This window comes from Arthrobacter gengyunqii (assembly GCF_023022985.1).
Lineage (GTDB): Bacteria > Actinomycetota > Actinomycetes > Actinomycetales > Micrococcaceae > Arthrobacter_B > Arthrobacter_B gengyunqii.
The window spans coordinates 2,011,593-2,033,683 of the sequence record NZ_CP095461.1; the positions used below are offsets into that span (position 1 = coordinate 2,011,593).

The 22,091-nt window shown below is 63.3% G+C and carries 16 protein-coding genes; 11 read left to right on the forward strand and 5 right to left on the reverse strand.

Annotated elements, in window-relative coordinates:
• Window positions 1-49 precede the first annotated feature (49 nt).
• From MUG94_RS09180 to MUG94_RS09190, 3 genes are read left to right on the forward strand one after another with little or no spacing between them, the layout of a single operon-like run.
• On the forward strand, window positions 50-2,590 hold the full coding sequence (locus tag MUG94_RS09180) for a DEAD/DEAH box helicase (RefSeq protein ID WP_227907744.1): 2,541 nt from the start codon (window positions 50-52) through the stop codon (window positions 2,588-2,590).
• A 9-nt stretch (window positions 2,591-2,599) separates the two neighbouring features.
• Window positions 2,600-3,079 (forward strand): GNAT family N-acetyltransferase, encoded by a 480-nt coding sequence (locus MUG94_RS09185; protein ID WP_227907743.1) that lies wholly within the window; start codon window positions 2,600-2,602, stop codon window positions 3,077-3,079.
• Window positions 3,076-4,383: an alpha/beta fold hydrolase gene (locus tag MUG94_RS09190; RefSeq protein ID WP_227907742.1), complete on the forward strand. Its 1,308-nt coding sequence runs from the start codon at window positions 3,076-3,078 to the stop codon at window positions 4,381-4,383. Before MUG94_RS09185 ends, MUG94_RS09190 begins: the two co-directional genes overlap by 4 nt.
• Before the next feature lie 934 nt (window positions 4,384-5,317).
• On the opposite strand, the gene MUG94_RS09195 is transcribed toward MUG94_RS09190, so the two are convergent.
• From MUG94_RS09195 to coaE, 4 genes are all read right to left on the reverse strand, one after another.
• Window positions 5,318-6,370, reverse strand: a complete 1,053-nt coding sequence (locus tag MUG94_RS09195) for an Ltp family lipoprotein (RefSeq protein ID WP_227907740.1) — start codon at window positions 6,368-6,370, stop codon at window positions 5,318-5,320.
• Between the two features lie 314 nt (window positions 6,371-6,684).
• Window positions 6,685-7,875 (reverse strand): TerC family protein, encoded by a 1,191-nt coding sequence (locus MUG94_RS09200; RefSeq protein WP_227907739.1) that lies wholly within the window; start codon window positions 7,873-7,875, stop codon window positions 6,685-6,687.
• Between the two features lie 208 nt (window positions 7,876-8,083).
• Complete coding sequence (gene uvrB / locus MUG94_RS09205) at window positions 8,084-10,174, reverse strand: excinuclease ABC subunit UvrB (protein ID WP_227889879.1); 2,091 nt, start codon at window positions 10,172-10,174, stop codon at window positions 8,084-8,086.
• Window positions 10,175-10,266: 92 nt separating this feature from the next.
• Complete coding sequence (gene coaE, locus MUG94_RS09210; RefSeq protein ID WP_227907736.1) at window positions 10,267-10,887, reverse strand: dephospho-CoA kinase; 621 nt, start codon at window positions 10,885-10,887, stop codon at window positions 10,267-10,269.
• Window positions 10,888-10,979: 92 nt separating this feature from the next.
• Between coaE and MUG94_RS09215 the strand changes: the two genes are divergently transcribed.
• The 8 genes from MUG94_RS09215 to MUG94_RS09250 all read left to right on the forward strand — a co-directional run bounded on the left by MUG94_RS09215 (window position 10,980) and on the right by MUG94_RS09250 (window position 20,402).
• Window positions 10,980-11,654, forward strand: a complete 675-nt coding sequence (locus MUG94_RS09215) for an IMPACT family protein (protein WP_227907734.1) — start codon at window positions 10,980-10,982, stop codon at window positions 11,652-11,654.
• Window positions 11,651-12,820, forward strand: a complete 1,170-nt coding sequence (locus MUG94_RS09220) for a class I SAM-dependent methyltransferase (RefSeq protein ID WP_227907733.1) — start codon at window positions 11,651-11,653, stop codon at window positions 12,818-12,820. Before MUG94_RS09215 ends, MUG94_RS09220 begins: the two co-directional genes overlap by 4 nt.
• 623 nt (window positions 12,821-13,443) lie before the next feature.
• On the forward strand, window positions 13,444-14,766 hold the full coding sequence (locus MUG94_RS09225; protein ID WP_227907731.1) for an ABC transporter substrate-binding protein: 1,323 nt from the start codon (window positions 13,444-13,446) through the stop codon (window positions 14,764-14,766).
• Window positions 14,767-14,823: 57 nt separating this feature from the next.
• The gene (locus tag MUG94_RS09230; RefSeq protein ID WP_227907730.1) at window positions 14,824-15,810 is read left to right on the forward strand and encodes a carbohydrate ABC transporter permease; all 987 of its coding nucleotides are present in this window, start codon (window positions 14,824-14,826) and stop codon (window positions 15,808-15,810) included.
• Window positions 15,807-16,721: a carbohydrate ABC transporter permease gene (locus MUG94_RS09235; protein ID WP_227889886.1), complete on the forward strand. Its 915-nt coding sequence runs from the start codon at window positions 15,807-15,809 to the stop codon at window positions 16,719-16,721. The genes MUG94_RS09230 and MUG94_RS09235 overlap by 4 nt, the downstream gene beginning before the upstream one ends.
• Window positions 16,721-18,178 carry a GH1 family beta-glucosidase gene (locus MUG94_RS09240; RefSeq protein ID WP_227907729.1) on the forward strand — a complete coding sequence of 486 codons (1,458 nt, stop codon included), beginning with the start codon at window positions 16,721-16,723 and terminating at the stop codon, window positions 18,176-18,178. The genes MUG94_RS09235 and MUG94_RS09240 overlap by 1 nt, the downstream gene beginning before the upstream one ends.
• Window positions 18,179-18,291: 113 nt before the next feature.
• Entirely contained in the window at window positions 18,292-19,266 is a 975-nt protein-coding gene (locus tag MUG94_RS09245) for a LacI family DNA-binding transcriptional regulator (RefSeq protein WP_227907931.1), read from the forward strand.
• 113 nt (window positions 19,267-19,379) lie between these two features.
• Window positions 19,380-20,402 (forward strand): Gfo/Idh/MocA family protein, encoded by a 1,023-nt coding sequence (locus MUG94_RS09250; RefSeq protein WP_227907728.1) that lies wholly within the window; start codon window positions 19,380-19,382, stop codon window positions 20,400-20,402.
• A gap of 124 nt (window positions 20,403-20,526) precedes the next feature.
• On the opposite strand, the gene rpsA is transcribed toward MUG94_RS09250, so the two are convergent.
• Window positions 20,527-21,999, reverse strand: a complete 1,473-nt coding sequence (gene rpsA, locus MUG94_RS09255; protein WP_104054165.1) for a 30S ribosomal protein S1 — start codon at window positions 21,997-21,999, stop codon at window positions 20,527-20,529.
• Window positions 22,000-22,091: the final 92 nt, after the last annotated feature.

Here is a 22,091-nt window from a genome sequence, read left to right on the forward strand (position 1 = left end):
CTGGTGGCGGTCCGCGGCGCACGGCCGCGCCCGATAGTCTGGTATGGACATGAAACTTCTTGAACAGCTTGCCTCCGGCCCGTCCAGCACCCGCACCATCGACCCCGATGAGACCTACACGTCCTTCCTGGAGTGGGTCGAGAGCCGGGGCATGTCGCTGTACCCGGCGCAGGACGAAGCCGTCATGGAACTGGTGACCGGCAACAACGTCATCCTGGCCACCCCCACCGGGTCCGGGAAGTCCATGGTGGCCATTGCCGCGCACTTCCACGCCATGGCACACGACGAGCGCAGCTACTACACCGCGCCCATCAAGGCCCTGGTGTCGGAGAAGTTCTTTGCCCTGTGCGAGATCTTCGGTGCCGAGAACGTGGGCATGGTGACCGGTGACTCCTCGGTGAACAAGGACGCTCCGATTATCTGCTGCACGGCGGAGATCCTGGCGAACATCGCCCTGCGCGAGGGACCGGACGCGGACCTTGGCACCGTCATCATGGACGAGTTCCACTTCTACTCCGATCCGCAGCGCGGCTGGGCCTGGCAGGTTCCGCTCCTGGAACTGCCGCAGGCCCAGTTCCTGCTGATGTCCGCCACCCTGGGCGACATGACCCGGATCGCCAACGAACTCAGCGAGCTCACCAACCGGGACACCGTCACGGTCTCCTCCGTGCAGCGGCCCATCCCGCTGCACTACTACTACGTGGAAACCCCGGTCCAGGAATCCCTCGAGGAACTGCTGGCCACCAAGCAGGTGCCCGTCTACGTGGTGCACTTCTCCCAGATTGAAGCCATTGACCGGGCCCAGGCGCTGATGAGCATCAACGTCTGCACCCGCGAGGAGAAAGACAAGATCGGCGAGTTGATTGCCGGCTTCCGCTTCGCCCCCGGCTTCGGCAAGACCCTGAACCGGCTGGTCCGGCACGGCATCGGCGTCCACCACGCCGGCATGCTGCCCAAGTACCGCCGCCTGGTGGAGCAGCTGGCCCAGGCCGGCCTGCTGAAGGTCATCTGCGGCACCGACACCCTCGGCGTCGGCATCAACGTGCCCATCCGCACCGTGCTGATCACCGCCCTGTCCAAGTACGACGGCACCCGCACCCGCCCGCTGAAGGTCCGCGAGTTCCACCAGATTGCCGGCCGCGCCGGGCGGGCCGGCTACGATACGGCGGGCACCGTCGTCGTGCAGGCGCCGGAGCACGTGATCGAAAACGTGAAGGCCATGGCCAAGGCACACGCCAAGTTCGGTGATGACCAGAAGAAGCTGCGCCAGGTGGTGAAGAAGAAGCCGCAGGCCGGCTTCGTGTCCTGGGGCAAGCCCACGTTCGAGAAACTCGTGGACGGCACCCCGGAACCGCTGACCTCCAGCTTCAACATCACCCACTCCATGCTGCTGAACCTGCTGGAGCGGCCCGGCGATCCGTTTGCCGCGGCCAAGAAGCTGCTCACGCACAACCACGAGACCCGCTCCTCCCAGCTGGCGCTGATGAAAAAGGCGCTGAGCATCTACCGCGAGCTGAAGACCGCCGGGATCGTGGAGGTGCTGCCGGAGCCCGACGTCGACGGCCGCACCGTGCGCCTGAAGGTGCACCTGCAGCCCAACTTTGCCCTGAACCAGCCGCTGTCCCCGTTTGCCATGGCCTCCCTGGAGATCCTGGACCCGGAGAGCCCGTCCTACGCCCTGGACGTGGTGTCGGTGATCGAGGCGATCATGGAAAAGCCGCGCCAGGTCCTCTCCGCGCAGGAGAAGAAGGCCCGCGGCGAGGCGATCGCGGCGATGAAGTCCCAGGGCATCGAGTACGACGAGCGGATGGCCCTGCTCGAAGAGGTCACCTATCCGCAGCCGCTGGCCGAGCTGCTGGATCAGTCCTTCGAGGTCTACCGCTCCGGCGCACCGTGGCTGGGTGAGTTCGAATTGAGCCCCAAGTCGATTGTGCGCGACATGTACGAACGCGCGATGAGCTTCGGCGAGTACGTGCAGTTCTACTCCCTGGCGCGCTCCGAGGGAGTGCTGCTGCGCTATCTCTCCGACACCTATAAGGCCCTGCTGCACACCGTTCCGCCGGAGCGGCTGCGCGAGGACCTGGAGGACATCATCGAGTGGCTCGGCGAACTGGTCCGCCAGACCGACTCCTCGCTGCTGGACGAATGGGAAGAGCTGACCAACGGCATCAACCCCGATGCCGGCGACGAGCCGGTCCTGCCTCCCGTTCCCGATAAGCTCACCGCCAATGTCCGCGCCTTCCGGGTGATGGTCCGCAATGAAATGTTCCAGCGGGTGAAGCTCTTCGCGGACGAGGATGACCGCGCCCTGAGCGAGCTCGACGGCGGCTCCGGCTGGGATGCCGACCGGTGGGCGGACGTCCTGGACGCCTACTTTGAAGAGCATGAGGACATTGACGATGGCCCCGACGGACGCGGACCGAACCTGCTGATCATCAAGGAACTGCCCGGCAAATGGGAAGTCCGGCAGATTTTCAAGGACCCGGCCAACCACCTGGACTGGGGCATCACCGCCGAGGTGGACCTTGCAGCCTCGGATGAAGCCGGCAGCCCCGTCATCAAGGTGATCAGCGCCGGACGGCTGGATTAGGCTGGGGGCATGCAGATACGTCCCGCACGCCCCGAAGATGTCCCGGTCATCCTTGAACTCATCCAGGACCTGGCGATCTACGAAAAAGAGCCGCACGCCGTAAAGAACACGGTGCAGGACCTGGAGAAGAACCTGTTCGGGGAGCACCCGGCCATCTTTGCCCACGTGGCAGAGGATTCCGGAGCTGTGCAGGGCTTTGCCCTCTGGTTCCTGAACTACTCCACCTGGGAAGGTGTCCACGGCATCTATCTGGAGGACCTGTACGTCCGTCCCGAAGCACGGGCGAAGGGCATGGGGAAGGCGCTGCTGCGCACCCTGGCGGAGATCGCCGTCGAGCGCGGCTATGCCCGGGTGGAGTGGTGCGTGCTCAACTGGAACGAGCCTTCCATCCGCTTCTACAAGGGCCTCGGAGCGGTGCCGCAGGACGAGTGGACCACGTTCCGGCTCACCGGTGACGCCCTGACCGCCTTTGGCGGTGCTGCGGCATGAGCGTTCCGCACACGGCCTCAGCCCCCTATGAGCTCCGCGGCATGCGCGTCACGGACCACCGCTTCACCGTTCCGCTGGACCATTCCATGCCCGACGGCGAGACCATCACCGTCTTTGCCCGCGAATACAGCGACGCGGAACTGCCGCAGGCCGAGGCCGCGCAGCTCCCCTGGCTCCTGTACCTGCAGGGCGGCCCGGGGGGCAAGGGCTCCCGGCTGCTGTCCCTCAGCGGCTGGACCAAAGCTGCGTCCAAGTATTTCCGCATCCTGATGCTGGACCAGCGCGGCACCGGCCTGTCTGCGCCCGCCAACCGGCAGACCCTGCCGCTGCGGGGCGATGCAGCCGCCCAGGCGGATTACCTGACCCATTTCCGGGCGGACTCGATAGTGGCCGACGCGGAACTCATCCGTGAAGCCCTGGGCTCGGAACCGTGGACCACCTACGGCCAGAGCTACGGCGGCTTCTGTACGCTGACCTACCTGTCCTTCGCACCGCACGGGCTGCGGGAATCACTGATTACGGGCGGCCTCGCTCCTCTGACGGGTTCCGCGGACCGCGTCTACCAGGCAACCTTCCGCCGTGTGGCAGCCCGCAACGCAGAGTACTTCGCGAAGTATCCGCAGGACCGCGGCATCACCACACGGATTGCCCGGCATCTGGAGGACGTTCCCGAGTTCCTGTCCTCGGGTGAGCGGCTCACCGTCCGGCGCTTCCAAATGGTTGGCTCCTTCCTGGGCGGCAACACCCGGGTGGACGGCCTGCACCTTCTGCTGCAGGAAGCATTTGTGCCCACACCTCACAGTGACAGGCTCTCGGACACGTTCCTTGAAACCGTCCACGGGCTGGTCAGCCGGGCAGCCAATCCGCTGTACGCGCTGATGCACGAGTCCATCTACGGGCAGGGTGCGGCCACCGGGTGGGCGGCGGAGCGGGTGCTCAAGGAATTCCCTGCGTTCCGCCCCGACGCCGACGAGCCCCTGTACACCGGCGAAATGGTCTACCCCTGGTACTTCGATGAGGATCCCGCGCTGGTTCCGCTGAAGGAAACCGCTGAGCTGCTGGCCGCCAGGAAGAACTGGCCTGCACTGTACGACACCGCCCAGCTGGCCCTGAACACCGTACCGGTGGCTGCCGCCGTCTACACGGATGACATTTACGTGGACCGTGACCTGTCCCTGGAGACGGCGGGGATGGTGAAGGGCCTGCAGGTTTGGGAAAGCGCCGACTTCCACCATGACGGCATCACCGACGACGGCGAGGGCATCTTCAACCGGCTCCTGGCCATGGTGCGCGGCGAATTGTGACCCTTCAGCATCTAATCACCAGAAGGACTCGGCTTTCTTCCACGCATTTCAAAAGACGCATCGAGTCTATCTCCACTGATGCCACCTTCTCGAGCCAGTCGACTGCCAGTCGAACAGATCGGCCTATTGCAGGAACGAGGTATTTGCACCTCGTATCCCTGCTGTCGACATCGTTTTAGTGAACCCCCTGGGAGTCACCCCACTGCGTCTCCATCGGCAGCGGTAACCTCGGCGGTGTCCGTTCGCTATGGCCACCCTTCCCACTGGGGTATGCCACTTGGCCGGTGCAGAAGCTGCCGGGCGAAACTCGTACACAATCGATTGATGTGTGTGATCAGCTATTGCAAAGACATTCCCAGAGTTAACTGACAGTGTAGGACGACGAAGGCGGGGCCACAGGGGACCCGCCTTCGTGTGTTCGGAATTGCCGAGTCCGCGGCAGAGGGCTGCAGGTGTGGGAAGCGGATGAGTTTGATCTCTCCGACACCACGGAGTCCGGGAGACCTTCGAGAGCGTTCCCAACTCGATGTCCGGAAAGCGATTCGTCGAGAGACACAGAGCTAACCTGTGAAAGGGGTCCCTGAAAACGCTCCTCCGGATCTTTGCGGATCCCGGTGATACTCCAAGGGCCAAAGTCCAGACTGTAGCTCCAATGGCAAAGTTGCTTGAACCAATCGCCGCCATGCGTGCCCGGGCTCCCGATCTTATTCACCAGCAGATTCGCATTTTTGCCGCTACTGGTCGTCCCCCACACTGCCAAGTTGCTGCGCCGCATGTTCAGCCTTCACGTGGCTGCGCTGGGGGCGCCGTGCGGTTTCGCGATCTGAACTACATCGTCTCCGCAACCACTGAGGGAAATGTTCGCCAGACGGCGACGGCGACCGTCCCGGGTAAGGGGAGCCCGCCGTCTTGGGTGCAGCCATAGCGACAACTGTTAGAGACCTGTCTGGCTTACTCCGTACTCAGCTTGCTTCGGGGTGAAACCTTCGTAAATCAACTGGTCGATAAGGCCAGCTCGCGAGAAGGATGTGTACCGGAGGTATTCGTTTGCCATTCTGGCAGCTTGCTCATTCCAATTGACGCTCACACGGTCCACGGCCCAAGTCGCGTCTTGGGTCGAATACTTCTCATATTCGAGCTGCCCGATAAGCCCGAGGCGGGAGAAAGCCGAGTATTCAAGGTATTCTTTGGCCGTACGAAGCGCGTTCTGCTGGCTGATCGTTCCCGCACCTTCCGCAGCAGCAGCCACCCTTCGAACGCCAATCGTCGTTCGACGATCACCATTCCAATCACCCACCAATACCGTATCCGTCGGATTTCCGTAGGCAAAAACGGTATCGGCTTGGCCACTGTTAAGGGAATTCTTCAGGAAGTAGGTATTCCCTCTGCGGACGGCCAACGTGTCTTTCCGATCACCGTTCCAATCACCCACCAGAACAGTGTCGCCCGGATTTCCGTACGCGAAAACCCTGTCAGCCGTTCCCGTAGACATAGAATTCTTGACGAAATAAGTATTGCTGCGGCGGACGGCAAATGTATCGATTCTGTTTCCGTCCCAATCACCAACAAGGATTGAATCACCCGGATTTCCGTAGTGAATAACCTTGTCAGCGACTCCTGTAGAAACAGAATTCTTGATATGGAACGCGTTTCCTCTTCGTACAGCTAGCGTGTCCGTCCCATCTCCGTCCCAATCTCCGACGTAAACTTCATCTCCTGGGTTGCCGTAGGCGAACACCTTGTCGGCGGGGCCACTGGTGTTCGAATGCCTTACGTAGAAGACATTCCCTCGGCGGATAGCGAGCGAATCGGTACCGGCACCGTTCCAGTCACCAACGTAAATGGAATCCCCTGGATTTCCATAGTCGAAGACTCGGTTGGCGCTGCCAGAGAAGACATCATTTAGATAGAACCGGCTTCCATCTCCTCCAACGTGACCGCCTTTGGCCTCAGCGCTGGTAGTAGGGGAGAAAGCTAGAATCGACACGCTAAGCGCCGTAATGGTTAGGGCTGTAAGCGACGCTTTTTTGCCCTTTGATATTCTGACCATGTATTGTCCCCCAGATTCAGTTGAGTGATGTATAACTCCTTAACTTTACCTTGAGCGCCGGACCATGCCTTTCAATGCCACTCCGGCATGGCCGACGGCACAGAGGTTCAGAAGAGCGTGGCTCGCATCTGGGCCGCCTTGGTCATGCATACTTTCTAACCGGACGGTATCGAGGACTGGGCGTAACACTGAGGGCACCGGGACAGATGTCCCGGTGCCCTCCATCGTTGCCGCGGGGCTAGCCCGGGGCGTTACTGCTGGTTGCGCGGGTTGCTGGCGCGGAATTCGGCGCGGGCATCGTCCGAAATCTCCGGCAGGTCGACGTCGTTGCGGTCCTTGGCGGCGGTGGTGGCGGCACGGTAGGTTTCGGCGACCTTGTCGTACGCTTCCACACGCTCGTCATGCGGGGCGTCTTCCCCGAGATTCCGGTAGACCTTCAAGGCATTCTCCAGTGTGGCCACGGCCTGGACGGCCTTTGCCTTGGGGCTGAGCAGCGATGCCACGGTGGCAATCACGATCGTGCCGAGGATGACGGCCAATGAGACGAAGGTGGGGATTTCCGGCGCCCAGCCAACGTGCTCGCCGCCGTTGATGAACGGCAGCTCATTGACGTGCAGGGCGTGCAGGATCAGTTTCACGCCGATGAACGCCAGGATGACGGACAGGCCGTGCTTGAGGTAGATCAACCGGTCCATCAGGCCACCCAGCAGGAAGTAGAGCTGGCGCAGGCCCATCAGCGCAAAGATGTTGGCGGTGAACACAATGAAGGCGCTCTGGGTGAGGCCGAAGATGGCCGGGATGGAGTCGACGGCGAACATCAGGTCGGTGACGCCGATCGTGATGAACACGATCAGCATGGGGGTGAAGACCTTCTTGCCGTCCACCACGGTGCGGATCTTGCCCTGGTCGAACTTCTCGGTCATGGGCAGGACGTTGCGCAGCTTGGAGATCAGCTTGTTGTCGCTGCCTTCATCCTCGTCCTCACCGTTGTCAGTGGCCTGCTTGTACGCGGTCCAGAGCAGGAAGGCACCGAAGATGAAGAAGACCCAGCTGAAGTTCTCAATCACTGCGGCACCGATAATGATGAAGATGCCGCGCAGGATCAGGGCGATGATGATGCCGAACATCAGCACTTCCTGCTGGTACTTACGGGGTACCGAGAAGCGGGCCATGATGATGATGAAGACAAAGAGGTTGTCGATGCTCAGGCTGTATTCAGTAACCCAGCCCGCAACAAACTGACTGCCGTACTCGGGTCCGGTGAACACGAACATGGCACCGGCGAAGAGGAGGGCGAGCCCGACATAGAACCCGACCCACAGGCCGGCTTCTTTCATGGACGGCTCGTGGGGGCGCTTGACCACCAGCAGCAGGTCAAACAGCAGGACAAGTCCCAGGACGACAAAGGTGCCGACCTCAAAGACAACGGGTAACTCGGGCATTTCCAAAACCTTTCGGGCACGACACTAAACGCAGGTCTCTCCGACACCCGCAGAAATCATCTGCCACGAGTGCCCGCTGCACCCGGCGGAACGACGACGCCCCGCGTGCTGACGGGTACAGCGACAAAGGATACTCCCCTGCGCCGCCCAAGAAGTCTACCGCAGCGCCGGCTGCGTGTACCCGGGCCGGCCTTACCGCAGGCCTCGTTTAGGCATGCCCGGCGTTCTGCATCTGGCGCAGTTCCTTCTTCAGGTCGCCAACCTCGTCACGCAGCCGGGCGGCCAGTTCAAACTGCAGTTCCGCAGCGGCGGCGTGCATCTGCTCGGTCATGGACGCGATCAGTCCGGCCAGGTCCGCCGCAGGAGCGGCGGCCAAACCGTCCTTCCGGATACCGCCCTTGCCCTTGCCCGTGGTCTTGCGGTTCTTCTTGTCGGCCGCCTCGGCCAGCAGTGCCTTGGTGTCGGCATCCTCACGTGCCAGCGAGTCCGTAATGTCCGCAATCCTCTTGCGCAGCGGCTGCGGATCAACTCCGTGGTCCTCGTTGTACTTGACCTGGATGGCGCGGCGGCGGTTCGTTTCGTCGATGGCGCGGGCCATGGAGTCGGTGATCCGGTCGGCGTACATGTGCACCTCGCCGGAGACGTTGCGGGCGGCACGGCCGATGGTCTGGATCAGCGACGTGGAGGAGCGCAGGAACCCTTCCTTGTCGGCGTCGAGAATCGACACCAGCGACACCTCGGGAAGGTCCAGGCCTTCACGAAGCAGGTTGATGCCCACCAGCACGTCGAACGTGCCCATTCGCAGCTCCCGCAGCAGTTCCACGCGGCGCAGGGTGTCGACGTCGGAGTGCAGGTATTCCACCTTGACCCCGTGCTCCATCAGGTATCCCGTCAAATCCTCGGCCATCCGCTTGGTCAGCGTGGTGACCAGGACGCGCTCGTCCTTCTCGGTGCGGGTGCGGATCTCCCCCAGGAGGTCATCAATCTGGCCCTTGGACGGCTTGACCACAATCTGCGGGTCCACCAGGCCGGTGGGGCGGATGATCTGCTCCACGAAGCCGTCGGACTTGGAGAGCTCGTACTTGCCGGGCGTTGCCGACATGTACACGGTCTGGCCGATGCGCTCCAGGAACTCGTCCCACTTCAGCGGGCGGTTGTCCATGGCCGAAGGCAGCCGGAAACCGTGGTCCACCAGCGTGCGCTTGCGGGACATGTCGCCCTCGTACATGGCGCCGATCTGCGGGATGGTTACGTGCGACTCATCCACCACCAGCAGGAAGTCATCGGGGAAATAGTCCAGCAGACAGTGCGGGGCCGTGCCGGGACCGCGGCCGTCAATGTGCCGGGAGTAGTTCTCGATGCCGTTGCAGAACCCCATCTGCTGCATCATTTCCAGGTCGTAAGTGGTGCGCATCCGCAGCCGCTGGGCTTCGACCAGTTTGTTCTGCGATTCCAGTTCGGCCAGCCGGGCCTGCAGCTCGTCCTCGATCTGGCGGATGGCGCGGTGCATGCGGTCTTCACCGGCGACATAGTGCGAGGCGGGGAAGACGTACATTTCCGTTTCTTCGCGGATGACATCACCGGTCAGCGGGTGCAGGGTATAGATGTTCTCGATCTCGTCGCCGAAGAACTCGATGCGCAGCGCGTTTTCCTCGTACATCGGAATGATCTCGACGGTGTCACCGCGGACCCGGAAAGTGCCGCGGTGGAAGTCCATGTCATTGCGGGCGTACTGCATGTTCACGAACCGGCGCAGCAGGTCATCGCGGTTCATCTGCTGGCCCTTGCGCAGCGTGACCATGGCCTCTATGTACTCTTCAGGCGTTCCCAGGCCGTAGATGCAGGACACAGTGGCCACCACAATGACGTCGCGCCGGGTCAGCAGCGCGTTGGTGGCGGAGTGGCGCAGCCGTTCCACTTCCTCGTTGATGGAGGAGTCCTTCTCGATGAAGGTATCCGTCTGCGGCACGTACGCTTCGGGCTGATAGTAGTCGTAGTACGAGACGAAGTATTCCACCGCGTTGTTGGGCAGCAGTTCACGGAACTCGTTGGCCAGCTGCGCGGCAAGGGTCTTGTTCTGCACCATCACGAGCGTGGGCCGCTGGACCTGCTCCACCAGCCAGGCCGCCGTCGCACTCTTACCGGTACCGGTGGCACCGAGAAGAACCACGTCCTTTTCTCCGGCCTTAATCCGCTCGGCGAGTTCCTTGATGGCGGTGGGCTGATCGCCCGCGGGCGAGTAATCGCTGATTACTTCAAAGGGGGCGACGACTCTCTTGATGTCCTGCGCAAGACTCATGATTAAAAGCTACTCCGCACTGCGGTCAGGACGCGTCCGCAGGACACCCGGTTAGCTGAGGGCTGAACGCTGTCGGGCAGGCGCGAATGTCCTCAGGGCGCGGCGCGGAGCAGCTCCACGTTCAGCGGCACCAGCCGGGTCTCCCACAGCTGCCTCACCGCTTCAATGAGCTCACCGGCGGTGCCGTCATTGACCAGCACGACGTCGGCTGCCGCGGCGCGTTCTTCGGCTGAGGCCTGAGCCGCAATCCGCGCCCGCGCCGCTTCCTCGCTCATTCCGCGGTCCGCAGCCATCCGGCGAATCCGCTCCTCCTCCGGCGCGTCGACCACGAGCACAAAGTCAAAGTTCCGGTGCTGTCCGGTCTCCACCAGCAGCGGCATGTCGTGGACCACAACGGTTTCCGGTGCAGCTTTCCGCTCAAGTTCCGCCGCCCGTGCGCGCACCCGGGGATGGACAATGCCGTTCAGGGTTTTCCGTTTGGCCTCATCGGAAAAGACCACCGCGGCCAGCGCGGGCCGGTCCAGCCTGCCCTCGGCGTCCAGGATTCCGGACCCAAACGCCTCGACGACGGCGGAGAGCCCCTCGGTGCCGGGCTCCACCACTTCGCGGGCCAGGGCATCGGCGTCGACAACGAGGGCGCCCAGGTCCTGCAGCGTCCGGGCGGCCAATGATTTTCCAGCGGCGATCCCGCCGGTCAGTCCTACTCTCAGCATGCGCCCAAGGCTACCGTGGAACGGCGCCGTGTGCAGACGGCGGCTGGCTCCGCTGCGCAGCGTCCTGCCTGTTCAGCGCCTAAACTGTTGGGGTGAGTGACATCGACGCGGCGGCGGGGCGCTACACCACCATCGCCGGGGAGCACCGCTCCGAACTCGAGATCCGGCGCTCACGGTTCATCACGGTGCTGCGCCGCACCGAAACCGAAGAGCAGGCCCGCGCGCTGGTCGCCGAGCTGCGCCGCGAGTTTCACGATGCCCGCCACCACTGCAGTGCCTTTGTGCTCGGGCCGGGACGCGAAGTGCAGCGCTCCAACGACGACGGCGAACCCTCCGGCACCGCCGGCCTTCCCATGCTGGAAGCCCTGACCAAGCGGGAAACGCATAACGGTGCCACAGACCTCAGTGACATCACGGCGGTGACCGTCCGCTACTTCGGCGGAATCCTGCTCGGCGCCGGCGGCCTGATACGCGCCTATTCCGAGTCCGTTTCCTCCGCCCTGGACACCGCTCCCCTCCTCCGCCGCCGCCGGATGCAGCTCTACGCGGTGCCGGCCGGACATGCTGAGGCCGGGCGGCTGGAGAATGACCTGCGCAACGCCGGGATCAGCGTCACCGGCACGGAGTACGGCGCGTCGGGGGCCACCATCACCGTAGCGCTGCCGGATACCCCGGGCAGCATCGATCTCTTTTCCGAACGCTTGGCCACCTTCACCGCCGGCGGCAGCACCCCCGAACACCTGAGAACAGAATGGATCGACCTGTGACGCACGACCCCGCCCGGCAGTCCCCCGAGGGACCGGGCTTTGCCTTCGAGTCGCTGAGCCGCCGGCCCGACGTCGAGGCGGAGAATCTGCAGGCCCACGACACCGCCGACCGCCTGCTCCTGGACACCGCGGCGGAGCGCCTGCGCGGAAACGGAACCGGCGTCGTCGTCATTGGGGATGCGTACGGCGCGCTGACCCTCGGGGCAGCTGCCCTGCACGGCGTACGCGGTATCCGCGTCCACCAGGATCCGTACTCCGGCGAACTGGCGCTGCGGCGCAACGCCGACGCCGCCGGGCTGGCCGGGACCTACCGGTCCCTGCCGCTGGACGCCGAGCTGCTGTCAGGGGCGCGGACGGTGCTGCTGCGCCTGCCGCGTTCGCTGGACGCCCTGGAAGAGATTGCCGCGTTGATTGCCGCCTCAGCGGATCCGGCGGTGACGGTGTTCGCCGGCGGCCGGCTCAAGCACATGACCACCGCCATGAACGCCGTATTGGCGCGCTGGTTCGGCTCGGTCAATGCCGGCCTGGCGCGGCAGAAGTCCCGGGTGCTGACCGTCTCGGCCCCGCTGCCGGCGGACCGGCGGCCGGCCAACCGCTTTCCGCTGGCGCAGCAGCACGACGTCGGATTGCAGGCGCCGCTGGAACTGCGCGCCCACGGTGCCGCCTTCGCCGGTGCATCGCTGGACATCGGCACCCGGTTCCTCCTGCCGCATCTTGCCGGTGCGCGGCAGGCGCAGACCGCCGTGGACCTGGGCTGCGGCACCGGTGCCATCGCCGCCTATCTGGCACTGACCCGTCCGGCACTTCGGGTGATCGCGACAGATCAGTCGGCGGCCGCCGTCGCCTCCGCAACAGCAACCATGGCCGCCAACCGCGTTGCGGACCGGGTGGAGGTCCGCCGGGACGATGCTTTGTCCGGGATGCCGGACCGCTCAGCGGAGCTGATCGTGCTGAACCCGCCGTTCCACATCGGCGCCAGTGTGCATGCCGGAATCGCCCTGAAACTCTTTGCCGACGCCGGGCGGGTGCTGGCTCCGGGCGGGGAGCTGTGGACCGTGTGGAACAGCCATCTCACCTACAAGTCAGCGCTCAACCGTCTGGTGGGGCCAACCAGGGAAGTTGCCCGCAACCCGAAGTTCACTGTCACCGTCAGTACCTCCCGGTGAGGCCGGAGTAGTCTTCGTCGAACATTTTTCGGCATAGTTTCTTGCTTCCCAGGATGCTTCGACGGCGCGGAGTCCCGCTTCAATTTCGGGGACGCGGCGCTCGCGGCGGCGGATGAGTTGTGCTGCCGCCGCTTCGGCCGCGCTGTGCCAAACCACTCTCGCGGCCATCCCGGTGTCGGCAAAAACTCCGTTCCAGAGTCGGCTGGTGCGCTTCTTGGACAGAGTTTTTCCGGCCCAGTAGAGTCCCACGCTCAGCGCCAGCCATCCCAGTACCTCGGGTTCGCTGAGGAAGTCGAGTGCGCTGGCCGCCAATGCAGCGGCCGCCATCACCGCCGCCGTTGCCACACATTTCCGATCTCCCCCAGCCTAGCCAAACGCAGTCGGCTTCTTCTGAAAGATCCGTCAGAGAGCGCTCTCTTGACAGTGATCCATATCACTCCTAGAGTAAAGCGAACGTCAAGAGAGCGCTCTCTCAGCCCGGACGCCCGTCCGGACGGAGCGCAGAACTCTGTTCCAGCTTTTAAGTCTTGCCCATCCCGTCTCCGTCGATCATGCCTGCCCAGAAAAAGGCACGGTCAGCTGCTCCGGGATTCCAGTGCTCTACCACACACAAAGGAGTGACCGTGAAGAATTTCCGATTTCCGGCAGCGGCAATTGCAGGTGCCGCCGCTGTGGCGTTGCTGGCCTCAGGCTGCGGCGGCGGCGACGACGGCAACGGCGAAGCGGCAAGCGCCGACAACCCCATCGAGCTGAGCGTGACCACATTCGGCACCTTCGGTTACGACGATCTCTACTCCGAATACGAAGATGCCAACCCCGGCATCACGATCAAACCCAACAACATCGACACCGGCGGCAACGCACGGACCGATCTGTTTACGAAGCTCGCCGCCGGTTCAGGCGTCAGCGACGTGGTGGCCGTCGAAGAAGGCTGGCTGGGTGCCATCATGCAGGTCTCGGACAAATTCGTGGACCTCAAGGAGTACGGGGCGGAGGACAATAAGGACAACTGGGTCGACTGGAAGTACAAGCAGGGCACTGATCCCGACGGCCGGGTTATCGGCTACGGCACGGACATTGGGCCGCAGGGCATCTGCTACAACGGGAAACTCCTGGAAGCCGCCGGACTGCCCAGCGACCGGGAGGCTGTCGCCGAACTCCTGGGAGGCCCGGACGCAACCTGGGAGAAGTACTTCGAAGTCGGCAACCAGTACAAAGACGCAAGCGGCAAGGCCTGGTTCGACCAGGCAGGCTTCGTATGGAACTCCATGGTCAACCAGATGGACGAGGGGTACTACACAAGAGACGGCGAGCTGAACATCGAGGATAACGATGCGATGATCGCAAACTTCGATCTGCTCTCCGGTGCAATTGACGACGGCCTGTCCGCAAACCAGGAAGAGTGGAAGTGGAACTCCGGCCAGTCCTTCCTGGACGGCACCTTCGCCACCATGGTCTGCCCGGGCTGGATGCTCGGCAACATCCAGGGCGGCATTGAAACCGCCGGCGGCTCCACCGACAGCGGCTGGGACTTCGCAGACGTATTCCCGGGTGGCGCCTCCAACTGGGGCGGCGCATTCCTCTCGGTTCCGGAAACCTCGGAACACAAGGAGGAAGCGGCAAAGCTGGCTGCGTGGCTGACCGAGCCCGAGCAGCAGATCAAGCAGTCCGAAGCGGCAGGCAATTTCCCCAGCACGCTTCAGGCACAGGAACAGCTTGCAGCCGATGCAACACCGAACGAGTGGTTCAACGACGCTCCCACCGGAGCCATCCTGGCGTCCCGCGCCAAGGACGTAGTGGCACAGTTCAAGGGACCGGATGATTCCGTAATCCAGGAGAAGGTCTTTGGACCGGCCATCGATGACATGGAGACCGGTACCGCCAACGCGGACCAGGCCTGGGAAAAAGCCCTCAAGCTCCTCAACGACCTGGTCATCAACAACTAGCCGCACCGGGTGCGGGGCCTCCACCCGGAGGTCCCGCACGGAGCACTGGAGTCAGCCATGACCGCCACATTGAACCGACCTGTCCGGAAGCAACCGGTCAAACCGCGGACAACGTTCCGCCGACGCCTCTCCAAGTGGGACATGAAGGCGTCCCCCTACCTCTACATCTCACCGTTCTTCATTCTCTTCGGCATTACCGGACTGTTCCCTCTGGTGTACACCTTCTGGGTTTCACTGCACGAATGGCACCTGATCATGGGCAAGGGAGATTTTGTCGGCCTGCAGAATTTCGCCAATGTGCTGGGCGACGACCGGTTCTGGGGTTCCCTCTTCAACACCTTTTCGATCTTCCTGCTTTCCGCGATTCCCCAGCTGATAGTCGCCGTGTTCCTGGCGGCAGTCCTGGACCAGCATCTGCGGGCCAAGACCTTCTGGCGCATGTCGGTGCTGCTGCCCTACGTTGTAACACCCGTGGCCGTGGCACTGATCTTCAGCAAGATGTTCGCGGAGAACAACGGACTGCTGAACAACCTGCTGGGCAACTTCGGCATTGATCCGATCATGTGGCAGACGGGCACCCTGCCCAGCCACATCGCGATCGCCACGATGGTCAACTGGCGGTGGACCGGCTACAACGCCCTGATCCTTTTGGCCGCCATGCAGTCCGTCCCCCGTGATCTGTACGAGTCCGCTGCGATCGACGGCGCCGGGGCCTTCCGGCGGTTCTTCAGCATCACGCTGCCGAGCATCCGCCCCACCATGATCTTCGTGATCATCACGGCAACCATCGGCGGTCTGCAGATCTTTGCGGAGCCCAAGCTTTTCGACCCGGTCAATGCCGGAGGAATCCAGGGGCAGTTCCAGACAACGGTGCTGTTCCTCTGGGACATGGGTTTCCAGCGTCAGAACTTCGGCAAGGCCTCGGCCGTGGCCTGGCTGCTGTTCCTGATCATTGTGCTGGTGGGCCTGGTCAACTTCCTCATCTCCAAGCGAATCGCCACCGGAGATTCGCACCGGACCCGTGGATCAAGGAGAAAGTCATGAGCGTCCTTCAACGAGCCGGGGCCGTTCCGGGAACCGGGACCGTATCCGGATCCGGGAAACCCGTCCCTAAACGGCGCGGAGTTCGATCCTTCGGCAGCGACCGGCGTCCGGGGTTCCTCACCTACGGGATTCTCCTGGTTTTCCTGTTCTGCTCCGCCTATCCCCTCTGGTGGTCCATCCTCATCGGCAGCAACGGAAACCCCGCACTGGGCATGGAATGGCCTCCCCTCCTGCCCGGCGGCCGCTTCTGGACCAACGTCGCAGAGGTCATGAACACGGTGCCGTTCTGGAAGGCCCTTGGCAACAGCGTGATCATCTCCGGCACCATCACCATTTCCGTGGTCATCTTCTCCACCCTGGCCGGCTACGCGTTTGCGAAGCTCAGGTTCAAGGGGCGGGGTGTCCTGATGGTGGCGGTCATTGCAACCATGGCGATCCCCACACAGCTGGGCATCATTCCCCTGTTTATGGTCATGCAGAAACTTGGCTGGACCGGCGAGCTGGGAGCTGTGATCGTGCCTGGCCTGGTAACAGCCTTTGGTGTGTTCTTCATGCGCCAGTACCTGGTGGACGTCATCCCCGATGAACTCATCGAATCCGCACGAATGGACGGTGCCAGCATGCTGGGAACCTTCCGGCATGTGGCTTTGCCGGCGGCACGGCCTGCAATGGCCATCCTGGGCCTGTTCACATTCATGACCGCCTGGACTGACTTCATGTGGCCGATGCTGGTGCTGGCGGGCAACCCCACCATTCAGGTGGCGCTCAGCCAGCTGCAGTCGGCCCGCTACGTCGACTATTCAATCGTGCTGACAGGTGCCATCCTGGCCACCATCCCCCTGCTGATCCTCTTTATCGCGGCGGGCAAACAACTCATTTCCGGAATTATGCAGGGAGCAGTGAAGGGCTAATGACGAACAACACCCCCCAGTGGAACAACTGGCCGGCCGGCTTCATCTGGGGATCGGCCACTGCCGCCGCCCAGGTGGAAGGCGCAGCCCGGGAGGACGGCAAACAGGACTCGGTCTGGGATGCCTTCGCCGCCGTTCCCGGGAATGTCCTCAACGGAGACACCCCCGCAACGGCGGTGGACCACTACCACCGGATGCCGCAGGACGTTGCCCTGATGAAGGAACTGGGACTGGACTCGTACCGCTTCTCCACCAGTTGGGCGCGGGTTCGGCCCGGCGGCGGTGCGCTCAACCCGAAGGGCCTGGACTTCTACTCCCGCCTCGTGGACGAGCTGCTTGAAGCGGGAATCCTGCCCTGGCTGACGCTCTACCACTGGGACCTCCCCCAGGGCCTGGAGGAAAAGGGCGGCTGGACCAACCGGGACACCGCCTGCAGGTTCGTGGAATATGCGCAGGACGTCTACTCAGTCCTGGGCGACCGGGTGAAGAACTGGACCACGTTCAACGAACCGTTCTGCTCCTCGCTGCTCGGTTACGGGTCCGGGGTCCACGCCCCGGGACGGCAGGAACCCCGCTCCGCAATTGCCGCAGTGCACCACCAGCATTTGGCGCACGGAATGGCGGTGACCGAGCTGCGGTCCCTCGGCGCCGAACAGCTCGGCATTACCCTCAATCTCAGTAACTCAATTCCCAAGGATCCAACCGATCCCGTCGACCAGGAGGCCGCCCGCCTCTTCGATTCGCTGCAGAACCGCATCTTCCTGGATCCGATTCTCCGCGGCGCCTACCCCGAAGACTCCCTGCGGGACCTGGAGCCGTTCGGGCTGCATGACGTGATCCTGCCCGGCGACATGGAGCTCATTGCTGCGCCCATCGATTTTCTGGGCGTGAACCACTACCACGACGACATGATCAGCGGCCACCCGAACAGCACCGGCGCCGACGGCCACGGCGGCGGCTCCGGTAAGGCAACCGCATCATGCTGGATCGGCGCCGAACACATCACCTTTCCCAGCCGGGGCCTCCCCCGCACCGCCATGGACTGGGAGGTCAATCCGGACGGGCTCCGCAGGCTGCTGGTCCGTTTGGGCGAGGAATACCCAACGCTGCCGCCGCTGTACGTCACCGAAAACGGAGCAGCATACGACGACGACGTCAGTGCGGACGGCAGCGTGCCTGATCCCGAACGCACCCGGTACATCCTGGACCACATTGCCGCGGTGGGACGGGCCATTGAATCCGGCGCCGACGTCCGCGGCTACTTCGTCTGGTCCCTTCTGGACAATTTCGAATGGTCCTGGGGCTACAGCAAGCGCTTCGGCATCGTTCGGGTGGACTATGACACCCAGGCCCGCACCATCAAAGACAGCGGCCTGACCTACGGCCGCCTCATTGCGGCCAGCCGTGCGGCCGGCTCCGGGACACACCCTGCCCCGTCCGTGGATGCCGTCGTGTGAGCCCCCCTAAAATGAAGAGACTGCCGCGGACACGCCCTGCAGAGAGGGAATTTACCAGGGAGAAACCTTTGAGTGCTGAATCCGGCCAAGCCACACCCGCCCCCACCCTGGAAATGGTGGCGGCCCTGGCGGGTGTTTCCAGGGCAACGGTGTCGCGCGTGGTCAACGGCGCGACGTCCGTTGACCCGCATCTGGTCAGTTCAGTGGAGAAGGCTGTCCGCACGCTCAACTACGTGCCGAACCGCGCCGCAAGAACCCTGGCCAGCCGACGCACCTACACTGTGACCCTGCTGGTGCCGGAGTCCACTTCCAAGGTTTTCGCCGACCCGTTTTTCGCCACAGTGGTGGAAGGGGTGGCGCGGTATCTGAACAACACCGACTACATGCTGAACATGGTCACCTCCTCGGAAGCCAACCCGGACAAGACACGGCGGTATCTGATGGGCGGGAACGTCGATGGCGTCCTCGTGGTGTCCCACCACACCGGTGACCATTCCTGGGCACACCTGAACGGCTCCCTGCCCCTGGTTTTTGCCGGACGTCCCCTGGTAAACGCCGAAGACAGTTACTTTGTGGAGGTGGACAACGAGGAGGGCGCAACCGCCGCCACTGCACAGCTGGTGGACGGAGGACGGCGCAACATCGCCACCATCGCCGGGCCGCAGGACATGCCTCCCGGAGTGGATCGCCTCGAAGGTTGGCGGGCAACCCTGCTGGCGGCAGGGCTCAATGATGCTCTGGTGGAGACCGGAGACTTCACCGTCACTTCCGGCGCAGCGGCCATGCGCCGCCTGCTGGATCGTGGGAAACCTCTGGACGGGGTCTTTGCGGCCAATGACCAGATGGCGGCCGGAGCGTACTCCGTCATCAAGGAACGCGGCCTTCGCATTCCGGAGGACATCGCCGTCGTCGGGTTCGATGACGACTACTACGCCACGAGCCTCAGCCCCGCCCTGACCACCATCCACCATCCCATCGCCGCGCTGGGCGAGAAGATGGCCGAGCTGCTGATGGAACTGATTGAAGGGCGGCCCACTGAACGCGTTCACCGCCTGCCCACGTCCCTTGTTGTCCGCGATTCCGCCTAGGAGCTCATCCGTTGTCCTTCTTCACCGCTGCATCCCCTGCCACCGCACCACCGGGCGCCGGCCCCCGGCGCATCGTCCGCCCACCCTGTGCCGAGGAGGGAGCTGCTTCTCCCTTGGCCGCCACCGGGCCGCAGCTGAACTGGGCGGTGGTGGCCACCGGCGGCATAGCAGGAACCGTGACCGCGGACCTTTCCCTCCTGGAGGACTCAGCCCTGCACGCCGTGTCCTCGCGCAGCGCCGACAAAGCCGCCGATTTCGCCGAGCGGTTCGGCTTTGCCACTTCCTACTCCGACGCCGACGGCGGTCCCTCCGGCTATGAGCTGATGTTCGCCGACCCGGCAGTGGACGTGGTTTACGTTGCCACGCCGCACGCCCAGCACTACGCGGTTGCCAAAAGCGCCTTGGAACACGGAAAGCATGTGCTGTGCGAAAAGCCGTTCACGGTCAACGCCGCCGAAGCAGCGGAGCTGATTGCTTTGGCCAGGGACCGGAACCTGTTCCTCATGGAAGCCGTCTGGACGCGGTTCCTGCCCAGCGTCAACCGGGCTTGGGACATCCTGGCCTCCGGCGAGCTCGGTGCGCCTTCCTGGCTGCAGGCAGACCTCGGCTTCCCTGCCCCGCTGGATCCGGCGTCCAGGATGTGGGACCCGGCAGCCGGCGGCGGAGCGCTCCTGGATCTGTCAATTTATACCCTCACCTGGGCCCTGGCGGCGCTGGGGTACCCGGACACCATTGATGCCTCAGGCATCCTGAACAAAGACGGCGTGGACATACAAAACGCCCTGACGCTCCGTTACGACGACGGCCGTCAGGCCCAGCTGACGTCCTCTCTCGCTGCCTCCGGCCCGGGCACCGCCACCATCGCCTGCAGCTCAGGTTGGCTTCGCACCGGCGGAGGAAATATTTACAACCCGCGCGAACTGCACGTCAGCGGGCCCGCCGGCGCGCGCGTGGAAACCTTCGAGCCCGAGGGCACCGGTTACACCTACGAGCTGCGCGAAGTGACCCGCTGCATCCAGCAGGGGCTGACGGAAAGCCCCACCATGCCGCTGGAAGACACCCTGCGCACCATGGAACTGCTCGACGGCGTTCGCGCCCAGCTGGGTCTGAGCTACGCCAACGACTCACGGCCGTAGCGGCCCACGACAGCAGCCGCTCACGGCAAGTTCCAATCCGCATTCCAACGCAAAGCGGGCCCCCACCGAAGTGGGGGCCCGCTTTTTCAGGCTAATTCAACCGGTTAGTTCAACCAGGTGAAAATTAGTTGCCCGTGAGCTTCTCGCGCAGAGCGGCAAGTGCTTCGTCGGAAGCCAGCGTGCCGGCACCCGTCTCAGCAACGGCCGGCTCGGAGGAGTAGCTCGTGGTGCCGGATTCGGAAGTCTCCGAAGCAGCTGCGATGTCCTCGGAAGCGTGCTGTGCAACCTGCTTCTTGTGGGCTTCCCAGCGAGCCTGGGCGTCAGCGTACTGCTGCTCCCAAGCTGCACGCTGGGTCTCGTAGCCTTCGAGCCATTCGTTGGACTCGGGGTCGAAGCCCTCCGGGTACTTGTAGTTGCCGGCTTCGTCGTACTCTGCGGCCATGCCGTACAGAGCCGGGTCGAACTCGGTGCCTTCGGGGTCTACGCCCTCGTTGGCCTGCTTCAGCGACAGGCTGATGCGGCGACGCTCGAGGTCGATGTCGATGACCTTGACGAACAGCTCGTCACCAACGGAGACAACCTGCTCGGCCAGCTCTACGTGGCGGACTGCCAGCTCGGAGATGTGGACCAGGCCTTCGATACCGTCTTCGACGCGAACGAACGCACCGAACGGAACCAGCTTGGTGACCTTACCCGGCACAACCTGGCCGAGGGCGTGGGTGCGGGCGAAGGTCTGCCACGGATCTTCCTGCGTAGCCTTGAGCGACAGGGAGACACGCTCGCGGTCGAGGTCAACTTCCAGAACCTCAACGGTGACTTCCTGGCCAACTTCAACGACCTCGGAGGGGTGGTCGATGTGCTTCCAGGACAGCTCGGAAACGTGGACGAGACCGTCTACGCCGCCAAGGTCCACGAATGCACCGAAGTTGACGATGGAGGAAACAACGCCCGGACGAACCTGGCCCTTTTCCAGCTTGTTGAGGAACGTGGAGCGAACCTCGGACTGCGTCTGCTCGAGCCAGGCACGGCGGGACAGAACAACGTTGTTGCGGTTCTTGTCCAGTTCGATGATCTTGGCTTCGATCTGCTGGCCGATGTACGGAGCCAGATCGCGGACACGACGCATCTCGACGAGGGAGGCCGGCAGGAAGCCGCGCAGGCCGATGTCCAGGATGAGGCCACCCTTGACAACCTCGATGACGGTACCGGTAACGACACCGTCTTCTTCCTTGACCTTCTCGATGTCGCCCCAGGCGCGCTCGTACTGTGCGCGCTTCTTGGAGAGAATCAGGCGGCCTTCTTTGTCTTCCTTGGTGAGGACCAAAGCTTCGACCTGATCGCCAACGGAGACAACGTCTCCGGGATCAACGTCGTGCTTGATGGAGAGCTCACGGGAAGGGATGACACCCTCGGTCTTGTAACCGATGTCGAGCAGAACCTCGTCGCGGTCAACCTTGACGACGGTACCTTCGACGAGATCGCCGTCGTTGAAGTACTTGATCGTTGCGTCAATGGCGGCGAGGAAGTCCTCGGCAGTACCGATGTCGTTGATGGCGACCTGCGGGGTACCGGACTTCTCGGTGGTGGTGATGGTCATGTAGTTGGGACTCCGATGTGGAAGTTGTTTTGTATTCCGGATGCGCTCCCACCGAACTCAGAGCAGCCATTCAGGCCTGCCTCAAGACAGTG

Bases quoted from the DNA above. Each gene is read 5' to 3' on its own strand.
- MUG94_RS09235 (WP_227889886.1), top strand. From the start codon at position 15,807: ATGAGCGTCCTTCAACGAGCCGGGGCCGTTCCGGGAACCGGGACCGTA.
- MUG94_RS09240 (WP_227907729.1), top strand. From the start codon at position 16,721: ATGACGAACAACACCCCCCAGTGGAACAACTGGCCGGCCGGCTTCATC.
- MUG94_RS09230 (WP_227907730.1), top strand. From the start codon at position 14,824: ATGACCGCCACATTGAACCGACCTGTCCGGAAGCAACCGGTCAAACCG.
- coaE (WP_227907736.1), bottom strand. From the start codon at position 10,887: ATGCTGAGAGTAGGACTGACCGGCGGGATCGCCGCTGGAAAATCATTG.
- MUG94_RS09180 (WP_227907744.1), top strand. From the start codon at position 50: ATGAAACTTCTTGAACAGCTTGCCTCCGGCCCGTCCAGCACCCGCACC.
- MUG94_RS09185 (WP_227907743.1), top strand. From the start codon at position 2,600: ATGCAGATACGTCCCGCACGCCCCGAAGATGTCCCGGTCATCCTTGAA.
- uvrB (WP_227889879.1), bottom strand. From the start codon at position 10,174: ATGAGTCTTGCGCAGGACATCAAGAGAGTCGTCGCCCCCTTTGAAGTA.
- MUG94_RS09245 (WP_227907931.1), top strand. From the start codon at position 18,292: ATGGTGGCGGCCCTGGCGGGTGTTTCCAGGGCAACGGTGTCGCGCGTG.
- MUG94_RS09190 (WP_227907742.1), top strand. From the start codon at position 3,076: ATGAGCGTTCCGCACACGGCCTCAGCCCCCTATGAGCTCCGCGGCATG.
- MUG94_RS09200 (WP_227907739.1), bottom strand. From the start codon at position 7,875: ATGCCCGAGTTACCCGTTGTCTTTGAGGTCGGCACCTTTGTCGTCCTG.
- rpsA (WP_104054165.1), bottom strand. From the start codon at position 21,999: ATGACCATCACCACCACCGAGAAGTCCGGTACCCCGCAGGTCGCCATC.